The organism is Actinomadura atramentaria DSM 43919 (assembly GCF_000381885.1).
GTDB lineage: Bacteria > Actinomycetota > Actinomycetes > Streptosporangiales > Streptosporangiaceae > Spirillospora > Spirillospora atramentaria.
The window spans coordinates 96,682-122,994 of the sequence record NZ_KB907216.1 but is presented as its reverse complement, the minus strand read 5'-3'; the positions used below and the strand labels follow the sequence as shown (position 1 = coordinate 122,994).

Sequence of the window (26,313 nt, the reverse complement as noted above, 5' to 3'; positions counted from 1 at the left end):
AAGGAGCACCGTTGCACGACGAACTGACCGCGCTCGCCGAACGGCTCGCGGCGGCGGGCGAACGGCCCGGCGCGCCCTGCCCCGACCCGGTGAACGCCGCGATGATCCGCAACTGGACGCAGGCGCTCGGCGACCCCGGGGACTGGTCGCGCTGCGCGCCGCCCGCGATGATCCAGGTCTGGTCGATGCAGGGCCTGGCGGCCGCCGACGCCGCCGGGTCCGTCGCGGACGGGCCCCTGCGGCTGCTCAACGAGCACGGGTACACCGGCGTTGTCGCGACGAACTGCGAGCAGACCTACGACCGGTACGTCCGCGTCGGGGAGCGGCTGCGGTCGTCCATGCGGTTCGGCGGCGTCGCCGGGCCGAAGAAGACCGCGATGGGCGAGGGCTACTTCGTCACCTGGTACCAGAGCTGGTACGACGCGGCCGGGGAGCGGGTCGCGGAGATGCTGTTCCGGGTGCTGAAGTTCAAGCCGCGCGCGCGCCGGGCCGCGCCGAGCGCGGGCGGACGGTATCCGCTGCGGCCGGCGATCGGCCCGGACACGCGGTTCTTCTGGGACGGCGTGGACGCGGGCGAACTGCGCGTCCAGCGCTGCGCCGACTGCGGGACGCTGCGGCACCCGCCGGGGCCGATGTGCCCGGCGTGCCACTCGGTGAAGCGGGACTTCGTCGTCGCGTCCGGGCGCGGGACGGTCCACAGCTACGTCGTCCACCACCATCCGCCGGTGCCGGGGCGGACGCCGCCGTACGTCGTCGCGGTGGTCGAACTGGCGGAGGGCGTCCGGATCGTCGGGAACGTCAACGGCTGCGACCCGGCGGACGTGACGGTCGGGATGCCGGTGCGGCTCGTCTTCGAGCGGATGGACGACGAGCTCACGCTGCCGCAGTGGGTGCCCGCCGACCTCCCCGACCCCGACCCCGACCCCGCGCCGGAGCCGCGCGCGGACGCGCTCGCCGTGCCGCTGACGCCGACGTTCGTCATCGCGACCGCGCTCGCCACCCGCGACTTCACGCCCGTCCACCACGACACCGCGCTCGCCCGCGCCCAGGGCTCGAAGGACATCTTCCTCAACATCCTCACCACGATGGGCCTCGTGCAGCGGTGCGCGCTGGCGGCCGCGCCCGGCGCGGCGCTCCGCTCGATCGCCGTCCGGCTCGGCGTCCCCGCCTACGCGGGCGACACCCTCACCCTCACCGCCGACCGCACCGGCCCCGACACCCTCGCGGTGCGCGGCGCGGTGTCCCTCGGAGACCACGTGACCGCGACCGTCCACCTGACCGCGTCCGGTGGTCCGACCGACGAGGAGGACGCCCGATGAGCGGCCTGTCCGGCAAGGCGGCCGTCGCCGGGATCGGCGCGACCGAGTTCTCCAAGGAGTCCGGCCGCTCCGAGCTGCGGCTGGCCGCCGAGGCGTGCCTCGACGCGCTCGCCGACGCGGGCCTGGCGCCCGCCGACGTGGACGGCCTCGTCACCTTCACCGCCGACGCCAACTCCGAGATCGCCGTCCAGCGCGAACTCGGCATCCCCGCGCTGCGGTTCTTCTCCCGCGTCGACTACGGCGGCGGCGCGGCGTGCGGGACCGTCGCGCACGCCGCGATGGCCGTCGCGACCGGCCAGGCCGACGTCGTCGTCTGCTACCGGGCGTTCAACGAGCGGTCCGGGCACCGGTTCGGCCAGGCCAGCCCGTCCCAGCGCGCCGACTCGACCGGGCTGGAGTTCTCCTGGCACCTCCCGTTCGGGTTCGCGACGCCCGCCGCGTGGGTCGCGATGCACGCCCGCCGCTACATGCACGAGTACGGCGCGACCAGCGAGGACTTCGGCCGCGTCGCGGTCGCGATGCGCGCGCACGCCGCGACGAACCCGCGCGCCTGGTTCCACGGCCGCCCGATCACGCTGGAGGAGCACCAGGCGTCCCGGTGGATCGTCGACCCGCTGCACCTGCTGGACTGCTGCCAGGAGTCGGACGGGGCCGTCGCGATCGTCGTCACCAGCGCCGAGCGCGCCCGCGACCTCCCGCACCCGCCCGCCGTCATCCGCGCGGCCGCGCAGGGCACCGGCCCGGACCAGATGATGATGTTCGGCTACTACACCGGCGACCTGGCCGCGCTGCCCGCGATGCGGACGGTCGGGGACGCGCTGTGGCGGCAGTCGGGCCTGACGCCCGCCGACGTCCGCACCGCGATCCTCTACGACCACTTCACCCCGTTCGTCCTGATCCAACTGGAGGAACTGGGCTTCTGCGGACGCGGCGAGGCGGCGGACTTCGTCCGCGAGCGCGGCATCGGCCTGGCCGGCGCGCTCCCGCTCAACCCGCACGGCGGCCAGCTCGGGGAGGCGTACATCCACGGGATGAACGGCATCGCCGAAGCCGTCCGGCAGGTGCGCGGGACGGCGGCGAACCAGGTGGACGGCGTCGAGCACGTCCTCGTCACCGCCGGGACGGGCGTCCCGACGAGCGGGCTGGTCCTCGGCCCGGCGTGACCGGGGTCGCTACGGCGCGCTGCGCGGCGCGTCGAACCCGGCCGAGATGATCTCGAACGCGTCGGCCAGCGCCGCCGACAGCGTCGAGTAGCCCATCGGACGCTCCCCGACGGCGACCAGCGCCGCGTGGAACGCTCCGAGCGCGGTGGCCGCGACGACGTGCGGCCGCAGGTCGGCGGCCGGGTCGACGTCCATCCGCCGCGCGATGACGGCGGCGGTGTCGCGCAGCGCCGACTGCGCGTGCTCCAGGCTGCCCGCGCGCAGCCCGCCGCCGTCCCCGAGCATCCGCAGCAGCAGGCGGAACCGCTCCCGGCCCGCGCCGGTGTCGCCGCACTCGTAGGCGCGCGTGACCGCGACGACCGCGTTGCGCAGCGCCGTCATGATCGGCTCGTGCGCGGGCCGCTCGGCGAGCGCGGCGAGCATCATCTCCTGCTGCTCGGCCTGGAGCGTGAGCGCGACGTCCTCCTTGGAGGCGAAGTAGCGGAAGAACGTCCGGGACGACACGTCCACGGCGTCCGCGATCTCCTCGACGGTGGTCGCGTCGTAGCCCTTGGCGGCGAAGAGGGTGAAGGCCGCGTCGATCAGCGCCTCGCGGGTGCGCTGCTTCTTGCGCTCCCGCCTGCCCGGCGGCCGCTGGAGGTCGCCGGGGCGGGTCTCGGGCGCGATGGCGGTCATGGCGTCATGCTAACCAGCGGGCGAATTTGTTCCAACCACAACAAACCGGACGCTCCACCGTGTATCCGGAGAACAAGAAACGCCGGGCGGGCCGAAGGACGGCCCGCCCGGCGCTCGGTCACTCGCCGGACGGCGCGGGCGCCGGGTCGGACGGCGCCGGACTCCCCGGATCGGGGCTGGTCGGCGGGTCCGAAGGCGTCGTCGGCGGATCGGTCTCCGGCGGCGTCGCCGGGTCCGTGGGCTCGGTCGGCTTCGTGGGCTCCGACGGCTCGGACGGCTCCGTCGGCTTCGACGGCTCGGACGTCACCGGGGGCTTGCTCGACTCCGCCGGGGGCTTGGCCGACGCCGGGTCATGCGACTTGACCGGCTTGCCGTGCGTCGGCGGCGTCACCGGCGGCGCGGGCGTCGCGGCCGGCGGGGCCACCGGCGCGGGCGGCTGGTCGTACTGGCTCGTCGCGCCGCCGTGCGTCCCGCCCTTCCCGTCGCCGTCCGGCGTGCGCGTCTGCGTCGTCGCGGGCGGCGTCCCGACCGGCGCGGCGCTCAGCGCCTGCTCGGCGGCCGGCCCGTCGCTGTTGCTCGACGACGGCACGATCGCGCCGACGCCCGAGCCCTTCGCGGACGGCCACGACGCGAGCAGCCCGATCGCGGCGGCCACCGTCGCGGCCACGCCCGCCAGGGCGCCCGCCGCGCGCGGCAGCCCGCGGCGGCGCCTGCGCGGCACCGGCTCGGGGCCGATGAGCACGATCGGGTTCGGCGCGGTCAGCGTCGACAGCGGCGGGGCCGCGTCCGGGTCGAGCTCGGTGAGCCGGTCGCGGAGCCCGGCGGGCGCGGTGTCGGGCGCGCGCTCGGCGAGCGCCCGCGGCAGCCGCTTGTCCTCGAACGCCTCGATCAGCGCGGCGTCGCCCGCGCCGTGCATGAGGACGTCCAGCACGGCCCGCTCCAGCCGCGACCGCGCGATCTGCAGGAGCTGGTGCGCGGTGTCGGGGGCGACGCCGAGGACGCGCGCGATGTCCGGCACGTCCAGCCACTCGCCCGCCCACAGCAGCAGCGCCTCGCGGTGGTCGGGCCGCAGCGCCGCCGCCGCCCGCAGCAGCGGGTCGGCCGGGTCGAACGCGGGCGGGGTGCGGGCGAACGCGCCGCGCTCGGCGCAGGCCGAGCGCGCGAGCGCGTACAGCCAGAGCACGTCGTCGCCGCGCGGCGGATGGCGGCGCGTCGCCACGAACGCGTCGGCGACGGCGTCGGCCGCGTCCCGGTCGCCGAGCAGCGACCAGCAGTACGCGTGCAGCCGCGCCGCGTGCGCGTCGAAGAGGGAGCCCAGGTCCCCTCGCATGTGACCTCCGTGTCCAGCGGTCGGTGACGGACCGGCCGGTTCCCGCCCCCGTGACGGCGACACCGCGGTGCAGACACCGCGGTGGCGACGGCACCTGGTGGCGACCGGTGAACTCGCGATTCCGGCAAACTGTCGAGTATCGGGACTCTAGTGGACAGGGTCAACGCTGAGAAGCCTGTTCCACGGTTCGGATCAGGGTTTTAACTTTCCTGATAAGTCGGGATTCCTGATGCGGTTCAGCAGGGAATGCTCCCCTCCCGTTAGGGAGGGATGCCGATGACCCGGCTCACGATCGACGAGGTCTACCAGTACATCCGGGGCGTCTGTTTCAAGACCGGGCCGCCCGGCACGGTCGGCGCCGAGACCGAATGGCTCGTCACCCACGCGCGCGACCCGGCCGCGCACGTCCCCGCGGCGGGCGTCCGCGCGCTCGTCGCCGCGGCCGGACCGCCGCCCGGCGGCAGCCGCGTCACCTACGAGCCGGGCGGCCAGATCGAACTCAGCTCCGCGCCGTTCCCCGGCCTCGGGACGCTCCACGCCGAACTCGCCCGCGACGTCGCGTTCCTGCGCGACGTCCTCGCGCCCGCCGGGCTCGCGCTCGCCGGGCACGGCGTGGACCCGCTGCGCGCGCCGCGCTTCCAGGCCGAGCACCCGCGCTACGCGTGCATGCGGGACTACTTCGTCGCGGGCGGCTTCGCGGACGCCGGACTCGCCATGATGTGTACCACCGCCTCCGTGCAGGTCTGCGTCGACATCGGCGCGGACGCCGCCGACGCGGCCCGGCGCTGGCGGCGCGCGCACGCGCTCGGCCCGGTCCTCGTCGCGGCGTTCGCGAACTCGCCGCTGCGCGCGGGCCGCCGGACGGGCTCGCGCTCGTCCCGGCAGGACGTCTGGACGGCGCTCGACCCCTGCCGGACGCTGCCCGTGTACCGCGCGGACGGCGCCGACCCGGCCGAGGCGTGGACCCGGTACGCCCTCGACGCCCGCGTCATGGTCGTCCGCACCGCCGACGGCGGCTGGGCCGCCGACCCCGGCATGACGTTCGGCGCGTGGCTGGCCAAGGGCGAGCCGACGCTGGACGACCTGGAGTACCACCTGTCCACGCTGTTCCCGCCCGTCCGCCCGCGCGGCTGGCTGGAGCTGCGGATGATCGACGCGCTGCCGGAGCGGTACTGGCCGGTCCCGGTCGCGGTCGCCGCCGCGCTGCTGGACGACCCGGCGGCGGCCGACGCCGCCGAGGCCGCCGTCGAGCCCGTCGCGGACCGGTGGTCCACTGCGGCCCGCGACGCCCTCGCCGACCCGGCCCTCGCCGCCGCCGCGCGAACCTGCTTCGCCGCCGCGCTGGACGCCCTGCCCCGGCTCGGCGCGGCGGGGCTGCGCCCGCTGGTGGCCGAGTACGCCGACCGCTACGTCGAGCGGGGCCGCTGCCCCGCCGACGACGCGCCCGACCAGACCGCCCCCCACGTCCAGGAGGTCGCGACGTGACCGACGAGCACGCCCTGAAGGAACGCATCGCCGCCGAGCTGGGCGCGGTGCGGGAACGCAGCCACGGCCTCACCACCGGCGTCCTGCCCGACGAGGAGCTGACCGCGCAGGTGTCGCCGCTGATGTCCCCGCTGGTGTGGGACCTCGCGCACGTCGGGAACTACGAGGAACTGTGGCTGCTGCGCGCGGCGGCGGGCGCGGACCCGATGCGCCCGGAGATCGACGGCCTGTACGACGCGTTCGAGCACCCCCGAGCCGAGCGCCCGACCCTCCCGCTGCTGCCGCCCGGGGAGGCGGCCGCGTACATCGCGACCGTCCGGTCGAAGGTGCTCGACGCGCTGGAACGTGCCCGTTTCGACAGCGCGGACCCGCTCACGGCGGGCGGTTTCGTCTACGGGATGGTCGTCCAGCACGAGCACCAGCACGACGAGACGATGCTCGCCACCCACCAGCTCCGCGCGGGCGCGCCCGCGCTGCTGGAGGACCGCGCGCCCGCGCCGCCGGGGCCGCCCGCCCCGACGACGGAGGTGTTCGTCCCGGCGGGCCCGTTCATCATGGGCAGCGACGACCCGTGGGCGTACGACAACGAGCGGCCCGGGCACGTCGTGGACCTGCCCGCGTTCTTCGTCGACACCGAGCCGGTCAGCAACGCCGCCTACGAGCGCTTCATCGACGCGGGCGGCTACGACGACCCGCGCTGGTGGGACCCGCGCGGCTGGGAGTGGCGGCGCTCCAGCGGCAAGGCGGCCCCGGCGTTCTGGCTGCGCGAGGACCGCGAGTGGCTGCGCCGCCGGTTCGGCCGCGTCGAGCCGGTCCCGCCGGACGAGCCCGTCCAGCACGTCTGCTGGTACGAGGCGGACGCGTACGCGCGGTGGGCGGGCCGCCGCCTCCCGACCGAGGCCGAGTGGGAGAAGGCCGCCGGCTGGGACCCCGAGGCGGCGCGGGCGCGCCGCTACCCGTGGGGCGACGAGTGGGCGGAGGACCGCGCGAACCTCGGCCAGCGCGCGCTGCGGCCGTCCGCGACGGGCGCGTACGCGGCGGGCGCGTCCGCGTACGGCGTCCGGCGGATGCTCGGCGACGTGTGGGAGTGGACGTCCTCGGACTTCCACGGCTACCCGGGTTTCCGCTCGTTCCCCTATAAGGAGTACTCCGAGGTGTTCTTCGGCCCCGACTACAAGGTGCTGCGCGGCGGGTCGTGGGCGACGCACCCGCTGGCGGTCCGGACGTCGTTCCGCAACTGGGACTACCCGATCCGCCGCCAGATCTTCACCGGCTTCCGCACGGCCAGGGACGCGCGCTGATGTGCCGCCATCTCGCCTATCTCGGCAGGCCCCGGACGCTGCGCTCGCTGATCTACGACGGCGACCACTCGCTGGAGCACCAGACGTACGCGCCCCGGCTCAACGTCGGGAACGTGCTGAACGCGGACGGCTTCGGCGTCGGCTGGTACGTGGACGGCGCGGACGAGCCGCTGCGGTTCCGCCGCGCGCAGCCGCTGTGGACCGACGCGTCGTTCCGCGAGATCTCCGGCGCGGTCGCGACGGGCTGCGCGGTCGCCGCGATCCGCTCCGCGACGGTCGGGTTCCCGGTGGACGAGAGCTGCGCCCAGCCGTTCCGCGCGGGGCGGCGGCTGTTCAGCCACAACGGGATCGTCGCGGACTTCGCCCGCGTCGAGGCCAAGTTGCGCGAGCTGGCCGCCCCGGTGGACGCCGACGCGCGCGCCCCGGTGGACTCCGCGCTGCTGTTCGCTCTCGCCGCCCGCGCCTGGGCGGACGGCGCGGACCTCGCGGCGGGCCTCGCCGCCGTCGTCGGCACCGTCACCGGCCTCGCCGAGGGGCGCTTCAACCTGCTCGCCGCCGACGGCGCATCGCTCGCCGCGACCGCCGTCGGCGACTCCCTGTTCGTCCGGGAGGGCCCGGACGGCGTCGAGCTCGCCTCCGAACCGACCGACGGCGCCCCCGGCTGGCGCCGCGTGCCCGACCGCTCGCTCGTCTCCGCCGACGCCTCCGGCGTCTCGGTCACCCCACTCGAAGGAGCCACGTGGACCGCTTCCTGACCGCCGACGACCTCGCCGCCGCCCTGCGCCGCGACGTCCGCGACGGCCTCACCGCACGCCCGAAGACCCTGCCCCCGAAGTACTTCTACGACGAGCGGGGCAGCGCGCTGTTCGAGAAGATCACCGAGCTGCCGGAGTACTACCCGACCCGGCGCGAGCGCGAGATCATCGTGGACCGCGCGCGGGAGATCGCCGTCGAGACCGCCGCGACGACGCTGCTGGAGCTGGGCGCGGGCTCGGGCGAGAAGACGCGGGTGCTGCTGGACGCGCTCGCGGGCTCGCTGCGCACCTACGTCCCGGTGGACGTGAGCGGCGACTTCCTCGCCGACGCCGCCGCCAAGATCGCCGCCGACCACGGCCGGCTGGAGGTCCGGCCCGTCGTCGCGGACTACGAGCGGCACCTGGCGCTGCTGCCGACCGGCGGGCGGCGGCTGGTGGTGTTCCTCGGCGGCACGATCGGGAACATGCCGCGCGCCGCGCGGCTGGAGTTCCTGACCGGGCTGCGGGCGACGATGGGGCCGGGCGACGCGCTGCTGCTCGGCGCGGACCTGGTGAAGGACACGGCGCGGCTCGTCCGCGCCTACGACGACGCGGCGGGCGTCACCGCGGAGTTCAACCGCAACGTGCTGCGCGTGATCGACCGCGAGCTGGGCGCGGACTTCGACCCGGACGCGTTCGCGCACGTCGCCCGGTGGAACGAGGACGAGGAACAGATCGAGATGTGGCTGCGCTCCGAGCGCGACCAGGTCGTCCGGATTCCCGCGCTCGACCTCACGGTGCGGTTCGCGCGCGGCGAGGAGATGCGCACGGAGATCTCCGCGAAGTTCCGCCCGGCCGTGCTGGAGGAGGAGATGGACGCGGCCGGGCTCGCCGTCGCGGAGTTCTGGACGGACGCGGCCGGCGACTTCTCGCTGACCCTCGCCCGCCCCGTCTGACGGGTCAGCGGACCGCGCGCGTGCGGACCGGGCGGTCCAGCCCGAGCCGGCGCAGGTCCGCGACCAGGCGGGTGGCCACGTACCGGCCGCCCGCCACGGTCGGGTGCGTCCCGTCGGGCAGGATGAAGCGCGCGGCGTTGCCGGTCCCGTCCGCGCGGTTCCCGGTGATCCAGCGCTCGGCGATGGGGTCCACGAACGGCACCTTCGCCTGCCCGGCGGTCGCGGCGAGCGCGTCGCGGACGGCGAGCGCGTCTGCGGGCGGCGCGCCGTTGCCCCACAGCGGCCCGATCATGAGCCGCCGGGTGCCGGGCCAGCGCCGCGCGGCGAGGTCGAGCAGGCTCCGGGCGGCCGCCGCGACCTGCGCGGGCGGGTAGCGGGCGTCGTTGTGCCCGCCGGAGATGATCAGCAGGTCCGGGGCGGGCCGCCAGCCGAGCTGGCTCTCGAACAGCTCGTGGAACGCGACCGTCCCGGTGCCGGTCGACACGAAGCCGGTCCCGGCGCGCCCGGCGAGGACGACCTGCCAGCCGAGCAGGCGCGCGGTCGCCGCCGCGTAGGTGTTCTCCGGCAGCGTCCCGCGCTTCCCGACCGTGTAGGAGTCGCCGAAGAACAGCACGACGGGGGCCGCGGCCGGCGGCGCGGGGCTGACCGGCGGCCGCTGCGCGCGGTCCGCGACGGACGTGCCGAACATCGTGCAGCCGGTCAGCGGCGCCACGGCGCACAGAGCGGCCAGGAGCGCGGCGGCACGGCGCGCGCGGCGAGATCGCATGGGGGAGTGCTCCGCCGTGGTTCAGGGGGAATGGTGAGCCGAATCCTACTGTGGCGGGATGTGATGTTCGTGGGGAAATTACTTCGCCAGTCATCACTGGCATAGTCGGCGGAACTCGTTCATAGTGGGTGCCATGAAGCGTCAGATCCTGGCCCTCGCCGCATCCGCCGGCGCGGCCGTCGCACTGGTCCCCGCGCCCGCCCGCGCGGACGCCCCCGCGCCGTACCGCTCGGTCGGCCTCCCGTTCCTCTGGCCGCAGAACAGCCTGTGGGACGTCGCCGCCTCCGCGCCCGACGGCGTGTGGATCTCCGGCGCGCAGGGCGCGTACTGCGTCCAGTGGATGCCGATGACGCCGTGCAACCCGTCGAGCTTCGGCAACCCGGTCGTCCGCCGCTGGACCGGCTCGGGCTGGAAGGAGTACCCGATCGACGGCTGGAGCGGCGACAGGGTCATCTACTCGGTGTCCACCGGCGGCGGCGAGACGTGGATCGCGGGCGGCCCGAACGACCGCCGCTACGCCGCCCGGTTCGACGGGACCGCGTTCCGGCGCGTCGCGCTGCCGACGTCCGTCCCGGCCGCGCTGCTGGAGGCCGGGCCCGCCGGGGTCTTCGAGACCGAGCTGACGTACGCGGCGAACCCGCCCATCCACCGGTGGACGGGCTCGGGCTGGACGGCGCAGCCGCTGCCGTCCGGATTTACCTACGCCGCCGACGTCCAGAGCGTCGTGCCTGGCGAGGCGTGGGCGGTCGGGCTCGGGCAGCGGACCGGCGACCGCGACGTCCCCGGCGTCGCGCGGTTCGACGGGAGCGCGTGGCGGACGGTCGCCCTGCCGGACTCGCTCGTCGGCACGCACGAGGCGTTCGTCAAGGTCGCGCCGGTCGGGCCGGGGGAGATCTGGGTCGCGGGCACGTCCGTGCTCGCGCACCTCAAGGACGGCGTGTGGACGGTCGTGCCGCGCCCGGCCGGGACCAGCGGCCCCTTCACCGACGTGGACGTGGACGCGTCCGGAACGCCGTGGGCGCTCGTCGGCCGCACGGACCCGTGGGACGCGGTCCCGTACCGGTACGCGGGCGGCTCGTGGCAGGCGGTGGGCGTCCCGGCCGCGTCGAAGTTCAGCGTGCAGACGGTCGTCCCCGGGACGACCACCGCGTGGGCGGTCGGCGCGGGCGCGCTCGGCATCGCCGCGTTCACGACGCCCTGACGGCGCTCGCGGCGGAGCGGGCCGCGCCCGTCGCACGACGGGCGCGGCCCGGCGGCTACGCGGTGGGCGCTTCCTGCTCCATCGGGCGCAGTTCGTCGGCGTAGCTCACCGACACGCGCCGCATGACGCCCTCCGGGCTGATCGAGTACTGCCCGAGCCGCCACAGCGGCGGCGAGTACGCGTGGATGGACACGCTCGCGTCCGCCGCGCCGACGAGTCGGTGGATGTGGTCCGGCCCGAACGCGAACGAGACGCCCTCGCCGACCTCCGTCCGCAGGTGGTCGCCGCCGATGCGCGGGTTGTTCTCCTCCAGCACGCCCTGCACGACGCGGACCGCGCCCGAGGACACGTCGTGGTCGTGCCAGCCGGTGTCGTTCTGCGGCGTCCAGCACAGCAGCCACACGTCCACGAACTCGTCGCGGTAAAGCGAGGCGTAGTGCCGCTCGTCGTCGGAGAACGCGACGTGCTGCCGCCACAGGCCGGGCTCGTCGGCGAGGCGGTCCACCAGCTCCCGCAGTTCCCGCGCGTCCAGCGCGCGGGCGGGCAGGTCGTCCAGACACGACCCGCCACCGGTCGTGGGGACGGCGTGGTCGAGCAGGTCACGCGACATGGATGCGCTCCTCTCCGGTGAGCAGTCGATGCGGGTTGGACACGCGGAACGCGTGCCGCGCGGCCTCGCCCAGCGCGAGGTCGCGGGGTCCGGCGTACGGCCGGTCGGTGCCGTGGACGAGCACGTCCACGCCGACCGCGCGGACGGCCGCGTCGGCGGCCTTCGGTCCGTACGACGAGGTCTCCAGGAAGGCGTCGGGGTCGACCGCGCCCCGGCCGCCGCCGCGCGCGGTCAGCCGCTCGCCGTGCAGCGGCGCCAGCCCGGCGAGCATCGCGAAGCAGACGCGCAGCCGGGGGTGGCGTGGGCGGCCGAACGCGCGGAACGCGAACCAGGCCGCGTGCATCTGCTGGACGTAGGGGACGAGCGCGGGCCACCAGCCGGGCACCTCGGCGTCGCCGGGCGCGGCCGGGCCGGGGTGGACGAACAGCGGCAGGCCGCGCTCCTCCAGCAGGTCGAGCAGCGGCGCGCAGCGCGCGAACCCGGCCGGTCCGGCGAGTGCGGCGGCCGGGAGCTGGAGTCCGACGAACCCGTGGTCGAGCGCGGCGGCGGCGTCGTCGGCGGACACGGTGTGGACGTTCGCGGCGGCCCAGGCGCCGAACGGCGCGGGCAGCGCGGCGGCGCCCTCGTGGTAGGCGTCCAGCAGCGGCCGGGCCGCGTCGGGCGGCAGCGCCTCGACGCCGAGCGGGGTGGACAGCGAGACGAGCGCGCGGTCGAGGCCGTCGGCGCGGGCCAGCTCGGCGCGGGCGGCGACGTCGTGGTCCTCGGGGATCACGGTGAAGGGGGGCTCACCGTCGAGATAGAGAGTCCAGTCCTTCAGGTAAGGCGGCGACGTCCGCGCGCGCAGCGCGGCGACGAGCGGGGGACTCCACAGGTGCTGGTGGACGTCGACCCCGAGCCGACCGCCGCCGGACATGACCGCACCCCTCTCCTGAAACGCATCAGTGAACCGGTTCAGTGAACCGCTTAAAAAGCCTACCTGTCAAGTTGGAAATCTTCGAACCGTCCGAGGCGGCCCCTAGGGTTGGCTCCGTGGCGGACAGGCGGAAACGGGCGACCATCCGGGAAGTGGCGCAGGCGACCGGGCTCTCGCCGGCGGCCGTGTCGTACGCGCTGCGCGGCATCCAGACCTCGGAGGAGACGCAGGAACGCGTCCGCGCGGCGGCCGAGGAACTGGGCTACGAGGCGCACCCGATCGCGCGCGCCCTGGCCAGCGGCCGCACCGGCATGGTCGGCCTGCTGTGCGGCTCCCTGGAGGACTACTGGCAGCAGTCGCTCGCGGTCGGCATCGGCCGCGCGCTGCTCGCCCGCGACCGGTACGCGCTGCTCGTCGACGCGGGCGGCGACCCCGAGCGCGAGCGCGCCCTCGCCCGCCGCCTGCGCGACCAGCGGGTGGACGGCATCATCGTGCAGCCCCTCGACCCGGCCGCCGACCTGTGGGCCGACCTGTGCGACGCGCTGCCCGTCGTGTCCATCGGCGACGCGCTGCGCGGCGGGCACGCGCAGGGCGAGGTCGTGTTCGACAACCGGCGCGGCGTCACCCTCGCCCTGGAGCACCTGCTCGACCGCGGGCACCGGCACATCGGCGTCCTCACCCCCACGCGCGCGAGCACGCCCGACCGGCCCGCCGACGTCCACGTCCACGCCGAGGCCGAACGGCTCGGGCTGCGCGTGGACGTCGAGGTCGCGCCGCAGTCGCTCGCCGGGGCCACCGCCGCCGCCCGCGCCCTGCTGGACCGCGCCGACCGGCCCTCGGCGGTGTTCTGCTTCTCCGACGTGATCGCCTACGGCGTGTACGCCGCCACGCGCGACCTCGGCCTCGCCGTCCCGGGCGACGTCGCGGTCTGCGGCTACGACGCGCACCCGATGTCGGCGCTGCTGACGCCGCCGCTCACCACCGTCGACTGGGACATCGACGGCATCGTCCACGCGGCGGTCCGGCTCGTCGTGGACGTGATCGACGGCAAGCCGCGCCGCCGCCGGGTCGTCCGCGAGCCGTCCCTGCGCTCCCGGGCGTCCACCGTCGGCTGACCCGCGCGGTCAGGGCAGCAGCCGGGCCAGCCGGGGGAGCAGGTCGGCGGCGACCGCGATGTCGGCGTCCAGCGGGCGGTCGGCGATCCGGTCGTCCAGCACCGCGTCCGCCAGGTCGTAGGCGGCGCGCAGCGGCCCGCCCGCCGGGGCGCGGCCCTGCATCCGCAGCGCCCGCACGGCCGCGTACAGCTCGCAGCCGAGGCCGATCCGGTACGCCCCGGCCGCGTCCGTCGCCGCCCGCGCGGACTGCGTGGAGAACCCGGCGTGCTCCTCGACCCCGCGCGACAGGACGGCGCTGCCGAGCGCGGCGGGCGTCGCGAGCCGCCGGACGTCCGCGAGCGCCGAGTGCGCGACGTATTCGAGGATCATGATCCCGGAGCTGGCCTCGGTCTCGGCCTGGAACGGGTTCAGCCCGGTGAACGACGGCTCCGACAGCGTCCCGAGCCGCGCCGCGGACAGCGCCATCGTCTGGAACAGCGCCGCGCGGACGGCGTCGAGGGCCAGGCCCACGTACGCGGTGTGGAAGTTGCCGTTGTGCCAGACCGTGCGGCCCGCGACGTCCACCAGCGGGTTCTCGGCCGCCGCGTTGATCTCCCGTTCGACGACCCGCTCGGCGTACTCCAGCGCCTCCAGCGCGGGTCCGTGGACCTGCGGGAACGCCCGGTAGCCGTACGGGTCCTGGATGCGGCCGGGCACGGGGTGGTCGAAGGCGAGCAGCGTCCGCATCGCCGTGGCGGTGGCGCGCTGGCCGGGGTGCGGGCAGGCGTCGTGGACGGCGGGCGCGTACGGCTCCTCGGACCCGTGCGCGGCGAGCAGCGACAGCGCCGTCACCACGGTGGACGCGGACAGGAGCGTTCCAAGATCGGCCACGGCGAGCGCGGCCTCGCCGAGCGTGGCGGCGTTGGAGCTGATGAAGGCCAGGGCGTCGGCCGACCCCAGCCGGAAGCCCGGCCCGGGCGCGGGCCCGGCTTCCGGGCCGCCCAGCCAGGACCGCTCCCCGAGCAGGCACAGCGCCGTGGACGCGAGCGCGGTGAGGTCGCCGGTGCCGATCGCGCCGTAGACGGGGACGGGCGGGACGAGCCCGAGGTTGAGCGCGTCCGCGAGCGCGGGCAGCACGCCCGGATCGACGCCGGAGCCGCCCGCGGCGAGCTGGTTGAGCCGGACGGTCAGCATCGCCCGGCCCGTCTCGGCCGCGACGAGCGGTCCGGCCCCGGCGGCGTGGCTGCGCAGCAGCCGCAGGCCGTGCGCGTCGGCGTCCTCCCACTCGACGTCCACGACGCGGTTGGCCCCGACGCCGGTGGTGCGGCCGTAGACGGGCCGTTCGGCGGCGACGGCCCGCGCGGTGGCGTGGGCCGCGCGGGCGCGGGCCAGGCCCGCCTCCGCTATGGCGATCGTCACGTCCGCGCGGGCGGCGCGGGCGACCAGCGCGCAGGTGAGCGCGGTCCCGTCGATCACGATTCGGCTGTTCTCCACGGGCGCTACGGTACATTCTTGTTAATTCAGGTCGAATCACCCAAGATAGGACAGTCCTGGTTGGGGTGAGGTCTCCGGAAGGTCGGGAATGGCTAGGCTTGGCAGGAGTCCGTGCCCGATCGACCCTGGTCCACCATCTGTCCACGAGCGGAACGAAGGCGTTGCGGCGCCCCATGAGGACGTGACTCGTTTGATCACATTTGCGGGCGTGACCAAGCGCTACCCCGACGGCACGGTCGCCGTCGACCACCTCGACCTGGAGATCCCGGCCGGGGAGATCACCGTGCTGGTCGGCCCCTCGGGCTGCGGCAAGACCACCACGCTGCGCATGATCAACCGGATGGTCGAGGCCACCGAGGGCACCGTCACCGTGGACGGCAGGAACGTCCGCGACGTAGACCCGCCCACGCTCCGGCGCGGCATCGGCTACGTCATCCAGCAGGCGGGCCTCTTCCCGCACCGCACCATCCTCGACAACATCGCGACCGTCCCGCTGCTGCTCGGCCGCGACAAGAAGCGGGCCCGCGCGGACGCCCGCGCGCTGATGGAGCGCGTCGGCCTCGACGCCGCCTTCGCCCGCCGCTACCCGGCGCAGCTCTCCGGCGGCCAGCAGCAGCGCGTCGGCGTCGCCCGCGCGCTCGCCGCGGACCCGCCGATCCTGCTCATGGACGAGCCGTTCAGCGCGGTCGACCCGATCGTCCGCGGCGGCCTCCAGGACGAGTTCCTGCGCCTGCAGAGCGAACTGGAGAAGACGATCGTCTTCGTCACCCACGACATCGACGAGGCCGTCAAGCTCGGCCACCGCATCGCCGTCTTCCAGGTCGGCGGGAAGCTCGCCCAGTACACCTCGCCCGACGAGCTGCTGGACGCGCCCGCGAGCGACTTCGTCCGCGACTTCCTCGGCGGCGAGCGCGGCATCCGGCGGCTGCGGTTCGCGCAGGAGCTGGAGGCCGAGGCCGCCGCCGAGAACGCCCCGGGCGCCGTCCCGGCGAAGGCGGACGAGCGGTGATCCCCGCCGCGATCGGGACGGGCGGCGAGCCGCTGCTGCGGTGGAGCTACGTCCGCGACAACTACGACGGCCCGATCTGGGAGGCGCTGCGCGAGCACCTCGTGCTGTCGTTCACGCCCGTCCTGCTCGGACTGCTCATCGCGCTGCCGCTCGGCCTGGCCTGCGCCCGCTGGACACGGCTGTACCCGCCCGTGCTCGCGGTGACGAGCGTCCTCTACGCGATCCCCGCCATCGGGCTGTTCGTCGTGTTCGTCGCCTTCACCGGGCTGACGTACACGACGGTCGTCGTGCCGCTGGCGCTCTACACGCTGTCCGTGCTCGTCCCGAGCGTGGTCGACGGCCTGCGGTCGGTGCCCGAGCACGTCCGGCAGTCGGCCGTCGCGATGGGCTTCGGCCCGCTGCGCCGCCTCGTGCAGGTCGAGCTGCCCATCGCGCTGCCGGTGGTGATGGGCGGCCTGCGGGTCGCGACCGTCGCCAACATCAGCCTCGTCAGCGTCGGCGCCCTCATCGGCATCGGCGGCCTCGGGCAGCTCATGGTCACCGGCATGAAGTGGCCGGGCGGGGCCTACCCGACGCCGATCGTCGTCGCGATCGTCCTCATCGTCGTGCTCGCGCTCGTCGCCGATCTGGTGCTGATGCTCGTCCAGCGGTTCCTGACCCCCTGGGAACGCTCCGGCCGCGTCTCCCGCCGCGCGGCGCGCGCCGCCCGGACCGAGCGGGCCGCGGAGGTGGCCCGGTGAACGCGATCTGGCACGCGCTCGGCTGGTTCGGCGGCGCGGGACGCTGGTCGGGCGCGGACGGCATCCCGCACCGCATGGTCGAGCACCTCTGGTACTCGCTGCTCGCGTTCGCGATCACCGCGCTGATCGCGCTGCCGATCGGCCTGCTGCTCGGCCACCTGCGGCGCGGCCGGCCCGCGGCCCTGTCCGGCTTCCTGGTGGTGTCGTCGGCGAACGCGGCGCGGGCGCTGCCGACGCTCGGCCTGCTCATCCTCGTCGTCGTCCTCACGACGGCGGGCGACATCGTCCCGATCCTCGTGCCGCTGGTGCTGCTCGCGGTGCCGCCGGTGCTCGTCAACACCTACGCCGGGGTGCGGCAGGTCGACCCGGGCCTGCGCGACGCCGCCGAGGGCATGGGAATGCGCGGCCGCCAGGTGCTGCTGAAGGTAGAGCTGCCCGTCGCGCTGCCGCTCATCCTGCTCGGGCTCCGCACCGCGCTCATCCAGATCATCTCGACCGCCACGATCGCCGCCTACGTCGGGCTCGGCGGCCTCGGCCGCTACATCGTCGACGGCTACTCGCGGCAGGAGTACGACAGCATGGCGGGCGGCGCGATCCTGGTGATCGTGCTGGCCGTGCTCACCCAGGCCGTCTTCGCCGGCCTGCACCGTTTCGCCGTCTCCCCGGGCGTCCGCCGCCGGGCGGCCCCGAACTGACGGCGCGCATGGACCCCGAGGGCGCGCCGCCCAGGCGCGCCCCCCGAGGAAGGAACCCCTATGTCCCGGATCACGCGCGGCGCGGCCGTGCTCGTCGCCGCCGTCCTCGCCCTGACGGCCTGCGGCGGAGGTAACGACGACGACCCGCTGGGCGGCGGCGACAAGGGCGGCGGCAAGATCGTCGTCGGCGGCGCCGACTTCCCCGAGAGCGGCCTGATCGGCGAGATCTACGCCCAGGCGCTGGAGGCCAAGGGCGTGCAGGTCGAGCGCAAGTTCGGCATCGGCTCGCGCGAGGTCTACATGAAGCAGGTCGAGAGCGGCGCCATCCAGGTCTTCCCCGAGTACAACGGGGCGCTGCTGGCCTACCTCGACAAGACCGACGCCGCCACCACCAAGGACCAGGTCGACGCCGCGCTCAAGCAGAAGCTGCCCGGCGACCTGACGATCCTCGACCCGGCGCAGGCCGAGGACAAGGACACCCTCGCGGTGACGTCCGAGACCGCGTCCAAGTACAAGCTGACGTCGATCGCGGACCTCAAGCCCGTCGCGGGCCAGCTCGTGCTCGGCGGCCCGCCGGAGTTCAAGACCCGCAAGCAGGGCGTCATCGGGCTCCAGGACGTGTACGGCCTGAAGTTCAAGGAGTTCAAGTCCCTCGACACGGCCGGGCCGATCACCGTGTCCAACCTGAAGAGCGGCAAGATCCAGGTCGCGAACCTGTTCTCCACGGACGCGGCGATCAAGAAGAACTCCTTCGTGGGCCTCACCGACCCGCAGAACGTCTTCGGCGCGCAGAACGTCGTCCCGCTCGTCAACAAGACCAAGGTGGACGCGACCGCGCAGGCCGCGCTCAACGCGGTGTCGGCGAAGCTGACGACCGACGGCCTCCTCGCGATGAACACCGAGATGGCCGACAAGAAGACCGACCCGGCGACCGTCGCCAAGAACTGGCTGAGCCAGAACGGCCTCGGCTGACCCACCTCCCGCGCCGCGGGTCCCGGAAACCTTCGGGACCCGCGGCGTTTCCGCACCTGCCGTAGCGGGTCAGCGGTCGGTGGGCGGGCGGCCGGTGAGGCGGGTGGTGAGGGACGCGGCGGCGGCGCGGACCGGGGCGGCCAGCGCGGGCCACGCGTCCGGCGGCCGGTCCGCGCGGCGGAACGTCACGGTGATCGCCGCCGCCGGATGGCCGGTGTGGTCGAACGCGCACGCCGCGATGCTCGCGAACCCCTCGGTGACCAGGCCGTCCTCGGCGGACCAGCCGCGCGCGGCGTCCCCGGCCAGCTCGCGGCGCAGCGCGCTCAGCGTCGCCGGGCCGCGCCCGGTCCGGGTGACGAGCGGTCCGGGGAACAGCGCGCGGAGCTGCGCGGGCGGCAGCCGCGCCAGCATCGACCGGCCGCTCGCGGTGAGCTGCGCCGGGATGCGCACGCCCACGTCGGTGACGAGCGTCGCGTGCCGGGGCGGCTGCTCCTTCAGCAGGTAGAGCGTCTCCGCTCCGTGCAGCACGCCGAGTTGTGCGATCTCGCCGACGCGGTCCACCAAGCGGCGCAGCAGCGGCCGGGCCAGTCGCTCCAGCGGACCGTGCCGCAGATACGCGGACCCGACCTCGAACGCCGCGACGCCGAGCCCCCACCGCCGCTCCTCGGGGACGTAGGCGACGAAGCCGTCCTCGGCCATCGCCGCGAGCAGGTGGTACGTGCTGGAGCGCGGCAGCCCCAGCTCGCGGGAGATCGCGGAGGCGGGCAGCGGCCCGGCGGACGCCGCCAGCAGCCGCAGCACCGCGAGCGTCCGCCGCGCCGCCGGCACCTGGTCCATGCCCCGATCGTCTCGTATCCGAGACAGGACCGGTCCGACGGGTCTCGTCCCGGTCCATGTCGGGTCGCTCCAATGGTGGGTATGAGTTGCGGCATGGGGGACACGAGCATCGAGGTCGGACCGGAACCGCCGTCGTTCGCCCAGGTGGTGGCGGTCGCGCGGGACGGCGCGCGGGTGGCGCTCAGCGCCGCGGCGGAGCGCGCGATGGCCGCGTCCCGCGACCGGATCGAGGCGCTCGAAGCGCTGCCGACGCCCGTCTACGGCGTGTCGACCGGGTTCGGCGCGCTCGCGACCCGGCACATCGCGCCGGAGCTGCGGGCGCGGCTCCAGCTCAACATCGTCCGGTCGCACGCCGCCGGGTCCGGCCCGGAGGTCGAGCGCGAGGTCGTCCGGGCGATGATGCTGCTGCGGCTGAAGACCCTCGCGACGGGGCACACCGGGGCGCGGCCCGAGACGGCCCGCGCGCTGGCGGGGCTGCTCAACGCCGGGATCACGCCGGTCGTCCACGAGTACGGCAGCCTCGGCTGCTCCGGCGACCTGGCCCCGCTCGCGCACGTCGCGCTCGCGCTGATCGGGGAGGGCGACGTGCGGGACGTCGCCGGGCGGCTCGTCCCGGCCGCGGACGCGCTCGCCGCCGCCGGGCTCGCGCCGGTCGCGCTCGCCGCCAAGGAGGGCCTGGCCCTGCTCAACGGCACGGACGGCATGCTCGGGATGCTCGTCCTCGCGCTGCACGACCTGCGCGGCCTGCTGACGGCGGCCGACGTCGCCGCCGCGATGAGCGTCGAGGCGCTGCTCGGCACCGACCGCGTCTTCGCCGCCGACCTGCAAGAGCTGCGGCCCCATCCCGGCCAGTCCGTGTCGGCCGCGAACCTGCGGCTGCTGCTCGCCGGGTCGCCGATCGTCGAATCGCACCGCGGCCCGGAGGACACGCGCGTCCAGGACGCGTACTCGCTGCGCTGCACGCCGCAGGTCCACGGCGCGTTCCGCGACACCGTCGCGCACGCCGAACTGGTCGCCGGACGCGAGCTGGCGTCCGCCGTCGACAATCCGGTCGTGCTGGACGACGGCCGAGTGGAGTCCAACGGCAACTTCCACGGCGCGCCGATCGGTTACGCGCTCGACTTCCTGGCGATCCCCATCGCGGACGCCGCGTCGATGGCCGAGCGCCGAACCGACCGGATGCTGGACCGTTCCCGCTCGTTCGGGCTGCCGCCGTTCCTGGCCGACGACCCCGGCGTCGACTCCGGCCACATGATCGCCCAGTACACGCAGGCGTCGATCGTGTCGGAGCTGAAGCGGCTCGCCGTGCCCGCCAGCGTCGACTCCATCCCGTCGTCGGCGATGCAGGAGGACCACGTCTCGATGGGCTGGAACGCCGCCCGCAAGCTGCGCCGCGCCGTGGACGGCTACGCCCAGGTCGTCGCCGTCGAACTGCTCACCGCCGCGCGCGCCCTGGATTTGCGGTCCCCGCTGCGGCCCGGCCCCGCGACCGGCGCGGTCGTCGCCGCGCTGCGCGAGCGCGTCCCGCCGCCCGGCCCCGACCGGTACCTGGCGCCCGAGATCGCCGCCGCCACCGCGCTCGTGCGGGACGGTTCCGTGGTCGCCGCCGCCGAGTCCGCCACCGGCCCGCTCGCCTGAGCCCGCCCGCACCAGCCGAAGGAGCCCCCATGTCCGGACCACGACCCGTCCGCGCGCCGCGCGGCACCACGCTGACCGCCGCGAAGGGCTGGCCGCAGGAGGCCGCCCTGCGGATGCTGATGAACAACCTCGACCCGGAGGTCGCCGAGCATCCCGACGACCTCGTCGTCTACGGCGGCACGGGGCGCGCCGCGCGCACCTGGGACGCGTTCGACGGCCTGGTGCGGTCACTGTCGGGGCTTGAGGGCGACGAGACGCTGCTCGTCCAGTCCGGCAAGCCGGTCGGGATATTCCGGACGCACGAGTGGGCGCCGCGCGTCCTCATCGCCAACTCCAACCTCGTCCCGCAGTGGGCGAACTGGGAGGAGTTCCGCCGCCTGGAGGCCGACGGCCTCACGATGTACGGCCAGATGACCGCCGGTTCGTGGATCTACATCGGGACGCAGGGCATCCTCCAGGGCACCTACGAGACGTTCGCGGCCGTCGCCGCGAAGCGGTTCGGCGGCTCCCTCGCCGGGACGATCACGCTCACCGCCGGGCTCGGCGGGATGGGCGGCGCGCAGCCGCTCGCCGTCACGATGAACGGCGGCGTCGCGATCTGCGTCGAGTGCGACCCGTCGCGCATCGACCGGCGCGTCGCGCACCGCTACTGCGACGTGCGCGCCGACTCGCTCGATGAGGCGCTGCGCCTGGCCGAGGAAGCGCGGGACGAGCGCCGCGCGCTGTCGATCGGGCTGCTCGGCAACGCCGCCGACGTCATCCCCGAGCTGCTGCGCCGGGGCGCGCCGATCGACGTCGTCACCGACCAGACCAGCGCCCACGACCCGCTGGCCTACCTGCCGAGCGGCGTCGCGTTCGAGGACTGGGCCGCCGAGCGCGACCGCGACCCGGCCGGGTTCACCGAGCGGGCCCGCGCGTCGATGGCCGCGCACGTCGCGGCGATGGTCGGGTTCCAGGACGCGGGGGCGGAGGTCTTCGACTACGGCAACTCGATCCGGGGCGAGGCGCGGACCGCCGGGTACGAGCGCGCGTTCGACTTCCCCGGCTTCGTCCCCGCCTACATCCGCCCGCTGTTCTGCGAGGGCAAGGGGCCGTTCCGGTGGGCGGCGCTGTCGGGCGACCCGAAGGACATCGCCCGCACGGACCGCGCGATCCTCGAACTGTTCCCCGACAACGAACCGCTCGCCCGGTGGATTCGCATGGCGGGGGAGCGCGTCCACTTCCAGGGGCTGCCCGCGCGGATCTGCTGGCTCGGCTACGGCGAGCGCGACCGGGCCGGGGCCGTGTTCAACGACCTGGTCGCGCGTGGGGAGATCAGCGCGCCGATCGTCCTCGGCCGCGACCACCTCGACTGCGGATCGGTCGCGTCGCCGTACCGGGAGACCGAGGCGATGGCGGACGGCTCCGACGCCATCGCGGACTGGCCGCTGCTGAACGCGCTGCTCAACACCTCGTCCGGCGCGACGTGGGTGTCGATCCACCACGGCGGCGGCGTCGGCATCGGCCGGTCCATCCACGCCGGGCAGGTCTGCGTCGCGGACGGCACCGACCTGGCCGCCGCCAAACTCGAACGCGTCCTCACCAACGACCCCGGCACCGGCGTCATGCGGCACGCGGACGCCGGGTACGACCGCGCCGCCGAGGTCGCCGCCGAGCGCGGCGTGCGCGTCCCGATGCTGGAGGACTGATGTCCTTCGAGGAGATGTGGGACGAGCTGCTGCCGGTCGGGCGCGACTCGGCGTCGGGCGGGTACCGCCGGTTCGCGTTCACCGCGCCCGAACTGGAGTGCCGCGCCTGGTTCGCCGAACACGCGCACCGGCGCGGGCTCGACGTCGAGCGCGACGCCAACGGGAACCTGTTCGCCTGGTGGCTGCCGCCGGACGGCCGCCGCGACGGAGCCGTCCTGACCGGCAGCCACCTGGACTCGGTGCCGGGCGGCGGCGCGTTCGACGGGCCGCTCGGGATCGTGTCGGCGTTCGCGGCGATCGACGCGCTGCGCGAACGCGGCGCGGTCCCGGCCCGCCCGATCGGCGTCGCCGCGTTCGTCGAAGAGGAAGGCGCGCGGTTCGGCGTCGCCTGCCTCGGCTCGCGACTGCTCGCCGGGGCGATCACGCCCGAACGCGCGCGGGCGCTGCGGGACGGCGACGGACGCACGTTCGCCGCCGTCCTCGCCGAACACGGCCTCGACCCGGACCGCATCGGCCCCGACGACGACCTGCTCGCCCGCGTGTCCTGCCTGGTCGAACTGCATATCGAGCAGGGCCGCGCGCTCACCGCCCCGATCGGCGCGGCGAGCGCGATCATCCCGCACGGCCGCTGGCGGATCGACTTCGCCGGGGAGGGAAACCACGCGGGCACCACCGCGCTCGCGGACCGCCGCGACCCGATGCTGCCGTTCGCGCGGACGGTCCTCGCGGCGCGCTCGGCCGCCGAGCGGCACGGCACGGTCGCCACGGTCGGGAAGGTCGCGGTCGAGCCGGGCGGCGTCAACGCGATCCCGTCCGCCGTCACCGCGTGGCTGGACGGGCGCGGGCCGGTGGACGACGCCGTCCGCCGGACCGTCGCCGACGTCGAGGCCGCCGCCCGCGCCGCCGCGTCCGCGCACGGCGTCACCGTCGAGCTGGCCGAGGAGTCCTACACACCGACCGTGCGGTTCGGGACGGAGCTGCGCGACCGCGTCGTGCGGGTGCTCGGCGGCGTTCCCGTCCTGCCGACCGGCGCGGGCCACGACGCGGGGATTCTCGCCGCGTGCCTGCCTGCCGCGATGCTGTTCGTCCGGAACCCGACCGGCGTCTCCCACGCGCCCGCCGAGCACGCCGACACCGCCGACTGCCTGTCGGGCGTCGCCGCGCTCGCGGACGTCCTGGCCGACCTCGCGGCGGCGTGATGCGCTGGTTCGCGGAATTCGCCTGGGTCGGGGACCGGGTCGCCGCCGACGTCCTGCTGGAGTCGGACGGCGACCGCCTCACCCGCGTCACGCCCGGCGCGCCCCCGCCGCCCGAGGCCCGGCGGCTGCCCGGCCTGACGCTGCCGGGCTTCGCCGACGCCCACTCGCACGCGTTCCACCGCGCGCTGCGCGGCCGGGCCCAAGCCGACCGGGGCACCTTCTGGACGTGGCGGGATCAGATGTACCGCGTCGCGGACCGTCTCGACCCGGACTCCTACCGGGCGCTCGCGACGGCCGTCTTCGCCGAGATGGCCTCGGCCGGGATCACCTGCGTCGGCGAGTTCCACTACCTGCACCACCGGCCCGGCGGCGAGCCCTACGCCGACCCGAACGCGATCGGCGACGCGCTGCTCGCGGCGGCGGCCGAGGCCGGAATCCGCATCACGCTGCTGGACGCCTGCTATCTGGAAGGCGGCCCCGGCGTACCGCTCACCGGAACGCAACTCCGATTCGGCGACGGAAGCGCGGCAGCCTGGCGCGAACGCGTCCGAGCGCTGCTGGACCGCGCCGAATCGCCGCACGCGCGGATCGGCGCGGCCCTGCACTCGGTGCGGGCCGTCCCGCGCGACGCCATCGGCGCCGTCGCCGGCTTCGCGCGCGAGCACGGGATGCCGCTGCACGTCCACCTGTCCGAGCAGCCCGCCGAGAACGACGCCTGCCTGCGCGCGTACGGTGTCACCCCGACGCGGCTCCTGGCCGAGTCCGGCGCGCTCGGTCCGCTGACCACCGCCGTCCACGCCACCCACCTCACGCCCGCCGACATCGACCTGCTCGGCTCCACCGGAACCGGCGTCTGCGTGTGCCCGACCACCGAACGCGACCTCGCCGACGGCCTCGGCCCGGTGGGCGACCTCGCCCGCGCCGGGTCGCCGCTGAGCCTCGGCAGCGACCAGCACGCCGTCATCGACCTGCTGGAAGAGGCCCGCGCGTTGGAACTCGACGAACGCCTGCGCACCCGCGTCCGGGGCCACTTCACCGCCGCCGAACTGCTCGCCGCCGCCACCTGGCGCGGCCACGCCGCGCTCGGCTGGGAATCCGCCGGACGGCTGGAACCGGGAGCCTTGGCCGATCTCGTCACCGTCCGCCTGGACTCGCCCCGCACCGCCGGGGCCGTGCCGGAGCACCTGGCCGAGACCGCCGTTTTCGCCGCGACCGCCGCCGACGTCACGAGCGTCGTCGCGGGCGGGCGCGAGATCGTCCGCGACGGCCGCCACCTGCGCGTCGACGTCCCCGCCGCCTACCGGGAGGCCCTGTGAACCCGCCCGCGAGCACGCTCGTCCACGACATCGGCGAACTCGTCACCGCAGACCCCGGCGCGGGCGGCGGGCCGCTCGGCGTCCTGCGCGACGCGGCCGTCGCGTTCGACGGCGGGCGCGTCGTCTGGATCGGCGCGGACGGCTCCCGCGCCCCCGCCTGCGACACCGCCGTGGACGCCGCCGGACGCTGCCTGCTGCCCGGCTTCGTAGACTCCCACGCCCACCTGGTCTTCGCTGGGGACCGCGCCGAGGAGTTCACCGCGCGGATGACCGGCCGCCCCTACGCCGCGGGCGGCATCCGCACGACCGTCGCCGCGACCCGCGCCGCGACCGACGAGGAACTGCGCGCGAACCTCCGGCGGCTGCTCGCCGAGATGACGCGGCAGGGCACCACCACCGTCGAGTGCAAGTCCGGGTACGGGCTGACGCCCGCGCAGGAGGAACGCGCCGTCCGCATCGCCGCCGAGGAGACCGACGAGGTCACCTTCCTCGGCGCGCACGTCGTCCCGCCCGAGTACGACGGCGACGCCGCCGGATACGTCCGCGCCGTCACCGGCGACATGCTCGCCGCGTGCGCCCCGCACGCCCGCTGGATCGACGTGTTCTGCGAGCGCGGCGCGTTCGACGGTGAGCAAACCCGTGCCGTCCTCGAAGCGGGCGCGGCGGCGGGCCTGACGCCGCGCGTCCACGCGGGGCAGCTCGGCGAAGGCCCCGGCGTGCGGCTCGCCGTCGAACTCGGCGCGGCGTCCGCCGACCACTGCACGTTCCTGTCCGACGCGGACGTGGCCGCGCTCGCGTCGTCCGAGACGGTCGCGACGCTGCTGCCCGCCGTCGAGTTCTCCACCCGCCAGCCCTACCCAGACGCCCGCCGCCTCCTGGACGCGGGCGCGGCCGTCGCACTCGCCACCGACTGCAACCCAGGCTCCGGCTACAGCTCCAGCATGGCGTTCTGCGTCGCGCTCGCCGTCCGTGAGATGCGCATGACGCCCGCCGAGGCCGTGCTGGCCGCGACGGCGGGCGGCGCGCGGGCGCTGCGCCGCGCCGACGTCGGCCGCCTGTCCGTCGGCGCGCGCGCCGACGCGCACCTCATCGACGCGCCGAGCCACGTCCACCTGGCCTACCGCCCCGGCGTGCCCCTCACCGCCGCCGTCTGGAAGGCAGGCGTCCGCCGCGTGTGA

Annotated in this window: 23 protein-coding genes and 1 pseudogene; 17 read left to right on the top strand and 7 right to left on the bottom strand. The window is 75.3% G+C overall.

Going from position 1 to position 26,313, the window contains the following annotated elements:
- Nucleotides 1-11: 11 nt before the first annotated feature.
- Entirely contained in the window at nucleotides 12-1,319 is a 1,308-nt protein-coding gene (locus G339_RS40910; protein ID WP_019633148.1) for an OB-fold domain-containing protein, read from the top strand.
- Nucleotides 1,316-2,482 carry a lipid-transfer protein gene (locus tag G339_RS0121600; protein ID WP_019633147.1) on the top strand — a complete coding sequence of 389 codons (1,167 nt, stop codon included), beginning with the start codon at nucleotides 1,316-1,318 and terminating at the stop codon, nucleotides 2,480-2,482. The genes G339_RS40910 and G339_RS0121600 overlap by 4 nt, the downstream gene beginning before the upstream one ends.
- Nucleotides 2,483-2,491: 9 nt before the next feature.
- Here the strand turns inward: G339_RS0121600 and G339_RS0121595 are convergent, their stop codons facing one another.
- Both G339_RS0121595 and G339_RS0121590 read right to left on the bottom strand, forming a co-directional pair.
- Nucleotides 2,492-3,157 carry a TetR family transcriptional regulator gene (locus tag G339_RS0121595; protein WP_019633146.1) on the bottom strand — a complete coding sequence of 222 codons (666 nt, stop codon included), beginning with the start codon at nucleotides 3,155-3,157 and terminating at the stop codon, nucleotides 2,492-2,494.
- 118 nt (nucleotides 3,158-3,275) lie between these two features.
- Nucleotides 3,276-4,487 carry an RNA polymerase sigma factor gene (locus G339_RS0121590; protein WP_019633145.1) on the bottom strand — a complete coding sequence of 404 codons (1,212 nt, stop codon included), beginning with the start codon at nucleotides 4,485-4,487 and terminating at the stop codon, nucleotides 3,276-3,278.
- Nucleotides 4,488-4,763: 276 nt separating this feature from the next.
- Here G339_RS0121590 and egtA point away from each other — a divergent pair, with 276 nt between their 5' ends.
- The 4 genes from egtA to egtD are packed head-to-tail and all read left to right on the top strand — an operon-like array spanning nucleotide 4,764 to nucleotide 8,963.
- The gene (gene egtA / locus G339_RS39970; RefSeq protein ID WP_019633144.1) at nucleotides 4,764-5,972 is read left to right on the top strand and encodes an ergothioneine biosynthesis glutamate--cysteine ligase EgtA; all 1,209 of its coding nucleotides are present in this window, start codon (nucleotides 4,764-4,766) and stop codon (nucleotides 5,970-5,972) included.
- Entirely contained in the window at nucleotides 5,969-7,273 is a 1,305-nt protein-coding gene (gene egtB, locus G339_RS39965) for an ergothioneine biosynthesis protein EgtB (RefSeq protein WP_019633143.1), read from the top strand. Before egtA ends, egtB begins: the two co-directional genes overlap by 4 nt.
- Nucleotides 7,273-8,028, top strand: a complete 756-nt coding sequence (gene egtC / locus G339_RS0121575) for an ergothioneine biosynthesis protein EgtC (RefSeq protein ID WP_019633142.1) — start codon at nucleotides 7,273-7,275, stop codon at nucleotides 8,026-8,028. The genes egtB and egtC overlap by 1 nt, the downstream gene beginning before the upstream one ends.
- Entirely contained in the window at nucleotides 8,013-8,963 is a 951-nt protein-coding gene (gene egtD / locus G339_RS0121570) for an L-histidine N(alpha)-methyltransferase (protein WP_019633141.1), read from the top strand. Before egtC ends, egtD begins: the two co-directional genes overlap by 16 nt.
- 4 nt (nucleotides 8,964-8,967) lie before the next feature.
- Here the strand turns inward: egtD and G339_RS0121565 are convergent, their stop codons facing one another.
- Complete coding sequence (locus G339_RS0121565) at nucleotides 8,968-9,729, bottom strand: SGNH/GDSL hydrolase family protein (RefSeq protein WP_084693355.1); 762 nt, start codon at nucleotides 9,727-9,729, stop codon at nucleotides 8,968-8,970.
- 133 nt (nucleotides 9,730-9,862) lie between these two features.
- Between G339_RS0121565 and G339_RS0121560 the strand changes: the two genes are divergently transcribed.
- A complete protein-coding gene (locus G339_RS0121560) occupies nucleotides 9,863-10,930 on the top strand; it encodes a hypothetical protein (protein WP_019633139.1) in 1,068 nt (355 codons plus the stop codon).
- Nucleotides 10,931-10,985: 55 nt separating this feature from the next.
- Here G339_RS0121560 and G339_RS0121555 read toward each other — a convergent pair whose 3' ends face one another.
- Nucleotides 10,986-11,540, bottom strand: coding sequence for a cysteine dioxygenase (locus G339_RS0121555; protein ID WP_019633138.1), 555 nt, complete (start codon nucleotides 11,538-11,540; stop codon nucleotides 10,986-10,988).
- Nucleotides 11,530-12,453 carry an amidohydrolase family protein gene (locus G339_RS0121550; protein ID WP_019633137.1) on the bottom strand — a complete coding sequence of 308 codons (924 nt, stop codon included), beginning with the start codon at nucleotides 12,451-12,453 and terminating at the stop codon, nucleotides 11,530-11,532. Before G339_RS0121550 ends, G339_RS0121555 begins: the two co-directional genes overlap by 11 nt.
- Nucleotides 12,454-12,605: 152 nt before the next feature.
- Between G339_RS0121550 and G339_RS0121545 the strand changes: the two genes are divergently transcribed.
- On the top strand, nucleotides 12,606-13,568 hold the full coding sequence (locus G339_RS0121545) for a LacI family DNA-binding transcriptional regulator (RefSeq protein ID WP_019633136.1): 963 nt from the start codon (nucleotides 12,606-12,608) through the stop codon (nucleotides 13,566-13,568).
- A 9-nt stretch (nucleotides 13,569-13,577) separates the two neighbouring features.
- Here G339_RS0121545 and G339_RS0121540 read toward each other — a convergent pair whose 3' ends face one another.
- Entirely contained in the window at nucleotides 13,578-15,041 is a 1,464-nt protein-coding gene (locus G339_RS0121540; protein WP_019633135.1) for an aromatic amino acid ammonia-lyase, read from the bottom strand.
- Between the two features lie 190 nt (nucleotides 15,042-15,231).
- Between G339_RS0121540 and G339_RS0121535 the strand changes: the two are divergent.
- The 4 genes and pseudogenes from G339_RS0121535 to G339_RS0121520 form a co-directional block, all read left to right on the top strand.
- Nucleotides 15,232-15,975: pseudogene (locus G339_RS0121535) on the top strand (ABC transporter ATP-binding protein); the annotation flags it as partial.
- 71 nt (nucleotides 15,976-16,046) lie between these two features.
- Entirely contained in the window at nucleotides 16,047-16,790 is a 744-nt protein-coding gene (locus G339_RS0121530; RefSeq protein ID WP_019633133.1) for an ABC transporter permease, read from the top strand.
- Nucleotides 16,787-17,485 (top strand): ABC transporter permease, encoded by a 699-nt coding sequence (locus tag G339_RS0121525; protein WP_019633132.1) that lies wholly within the window; start codon nucleotides 16,787-16,789, stop codon nucleotides 17,483-17,485. The genes G339_RS0121530 and G339_RS0121525 overlap by 4 nt, the downstream gene beginning before the upstream one ends.
- Before the next feature lie 60 nt (nucleotides 17,486-17,545).
- Complete coding sequence (locus tag G339_RS0121520) at nucleotides 17,546-18,457, top strand: ABC transporter substrate-binding protein (protein ID WP_019633131.1); 912 nt, start codon at nucleotides 17,546-17,548, stop codon at nucleotides 18,455-18,457.
- A gap of 69 nt (nucleotides 18,458-18,526) precedes the next feature.
- Here the strand turns inward: G339_RS0121520 and G339_RS0121515 are convergent, their stop codons facing one another.
- Nucleotides 18,527-19,294 carry an IclR family transcriptional regulator gene (locus G339_RS0121515; protein WP_019633130.1) on the bottom strand — a complete coding sequence of 256 codons (768 nt, stop codon included), beginning with the start codon at nucleotides 19,292-19,294 and terminating at the stop codon, nucleotides 18,527-18,529.
- A 93-nt stretch (nucleotides 19,295-19,387) separates the two neighbouring features.
- On the opposite strand from G339_RS0121515, the gene hutH reads away from it, so the two are divergent.
- The 5 genes from hutH to hutI are packed head-to-tail and all read left to right on the top strand — an operon-like array spanning nucleotide 19,388 to nucleotide 26,313.
- Nucleotides 19,388-20,932 carry a histidine ammonia-lyase gene (gene hutH, locus G339_RS0121510; protein ID WP_019633129.1) on the top strand — a complete coding sequence of 515 codons (1,545 nt, stop codon included), beginning with the start codon at nucleotides 19,388-19,390 and terminating at the stop codon, nucleotides 20,930-20,932.
- 29 nt (nucleotides 20,933-20,961) lie between these two features.
- Complete coding sequence (gene hutU, locus G339_RS0121505; protein ID WP_019633128.1) at nucleotides 20,962-22,620, top strand: urocanate hydratase; 1,659 nt, start codon at nucleotides 20,962-20,964, stop codon at nucleotides 22,618-22,620.
- Nucleotides 22,620-23,819, top strand: coding sequence for an allantoate amidohydrolase (locus G339_RS0121500; protein WP_019633127.1), 1,200 nt, complete (start codon nucleotides 22,620-22,622; stop codon nucleotides 23,817-23,819). Before hutU ends, G339_RS0121500 begins: the two co-directional genes overlap by 1 nt.
- Nucleotides 23,819-25,135: a formimidoylglutamate deiminase gene (locus tag G339_RS0121495; RefSeq protein ID WP_019633126.1), complete on the top strand. Its 1,317-nt coding sequence runs from the start codon at nucleotides 23,819-23,821 to the stop codon at nucleotides 25,133-25,135. The genes G339_RS0121500 and G339_RS0121495 overlap by 1 nt, the downstream gene beginning before the upstream one ends.
- The gene (hutI, locus tag G339_RS0121490; protein ID WP_019633125.1) at nucleotides 25,132-26,313 is read left to right on the top strand and encodes an imidazolonepropionase; all 1,182 of its coding nucleotides are present in this window, start codon (nucleotides 25,132-25,134) and stop codon (nucleotides 26,311-26,313) included. Before G339_RS0121495 ends, hutI begins: the two co-directional genes overlap by 4 nt.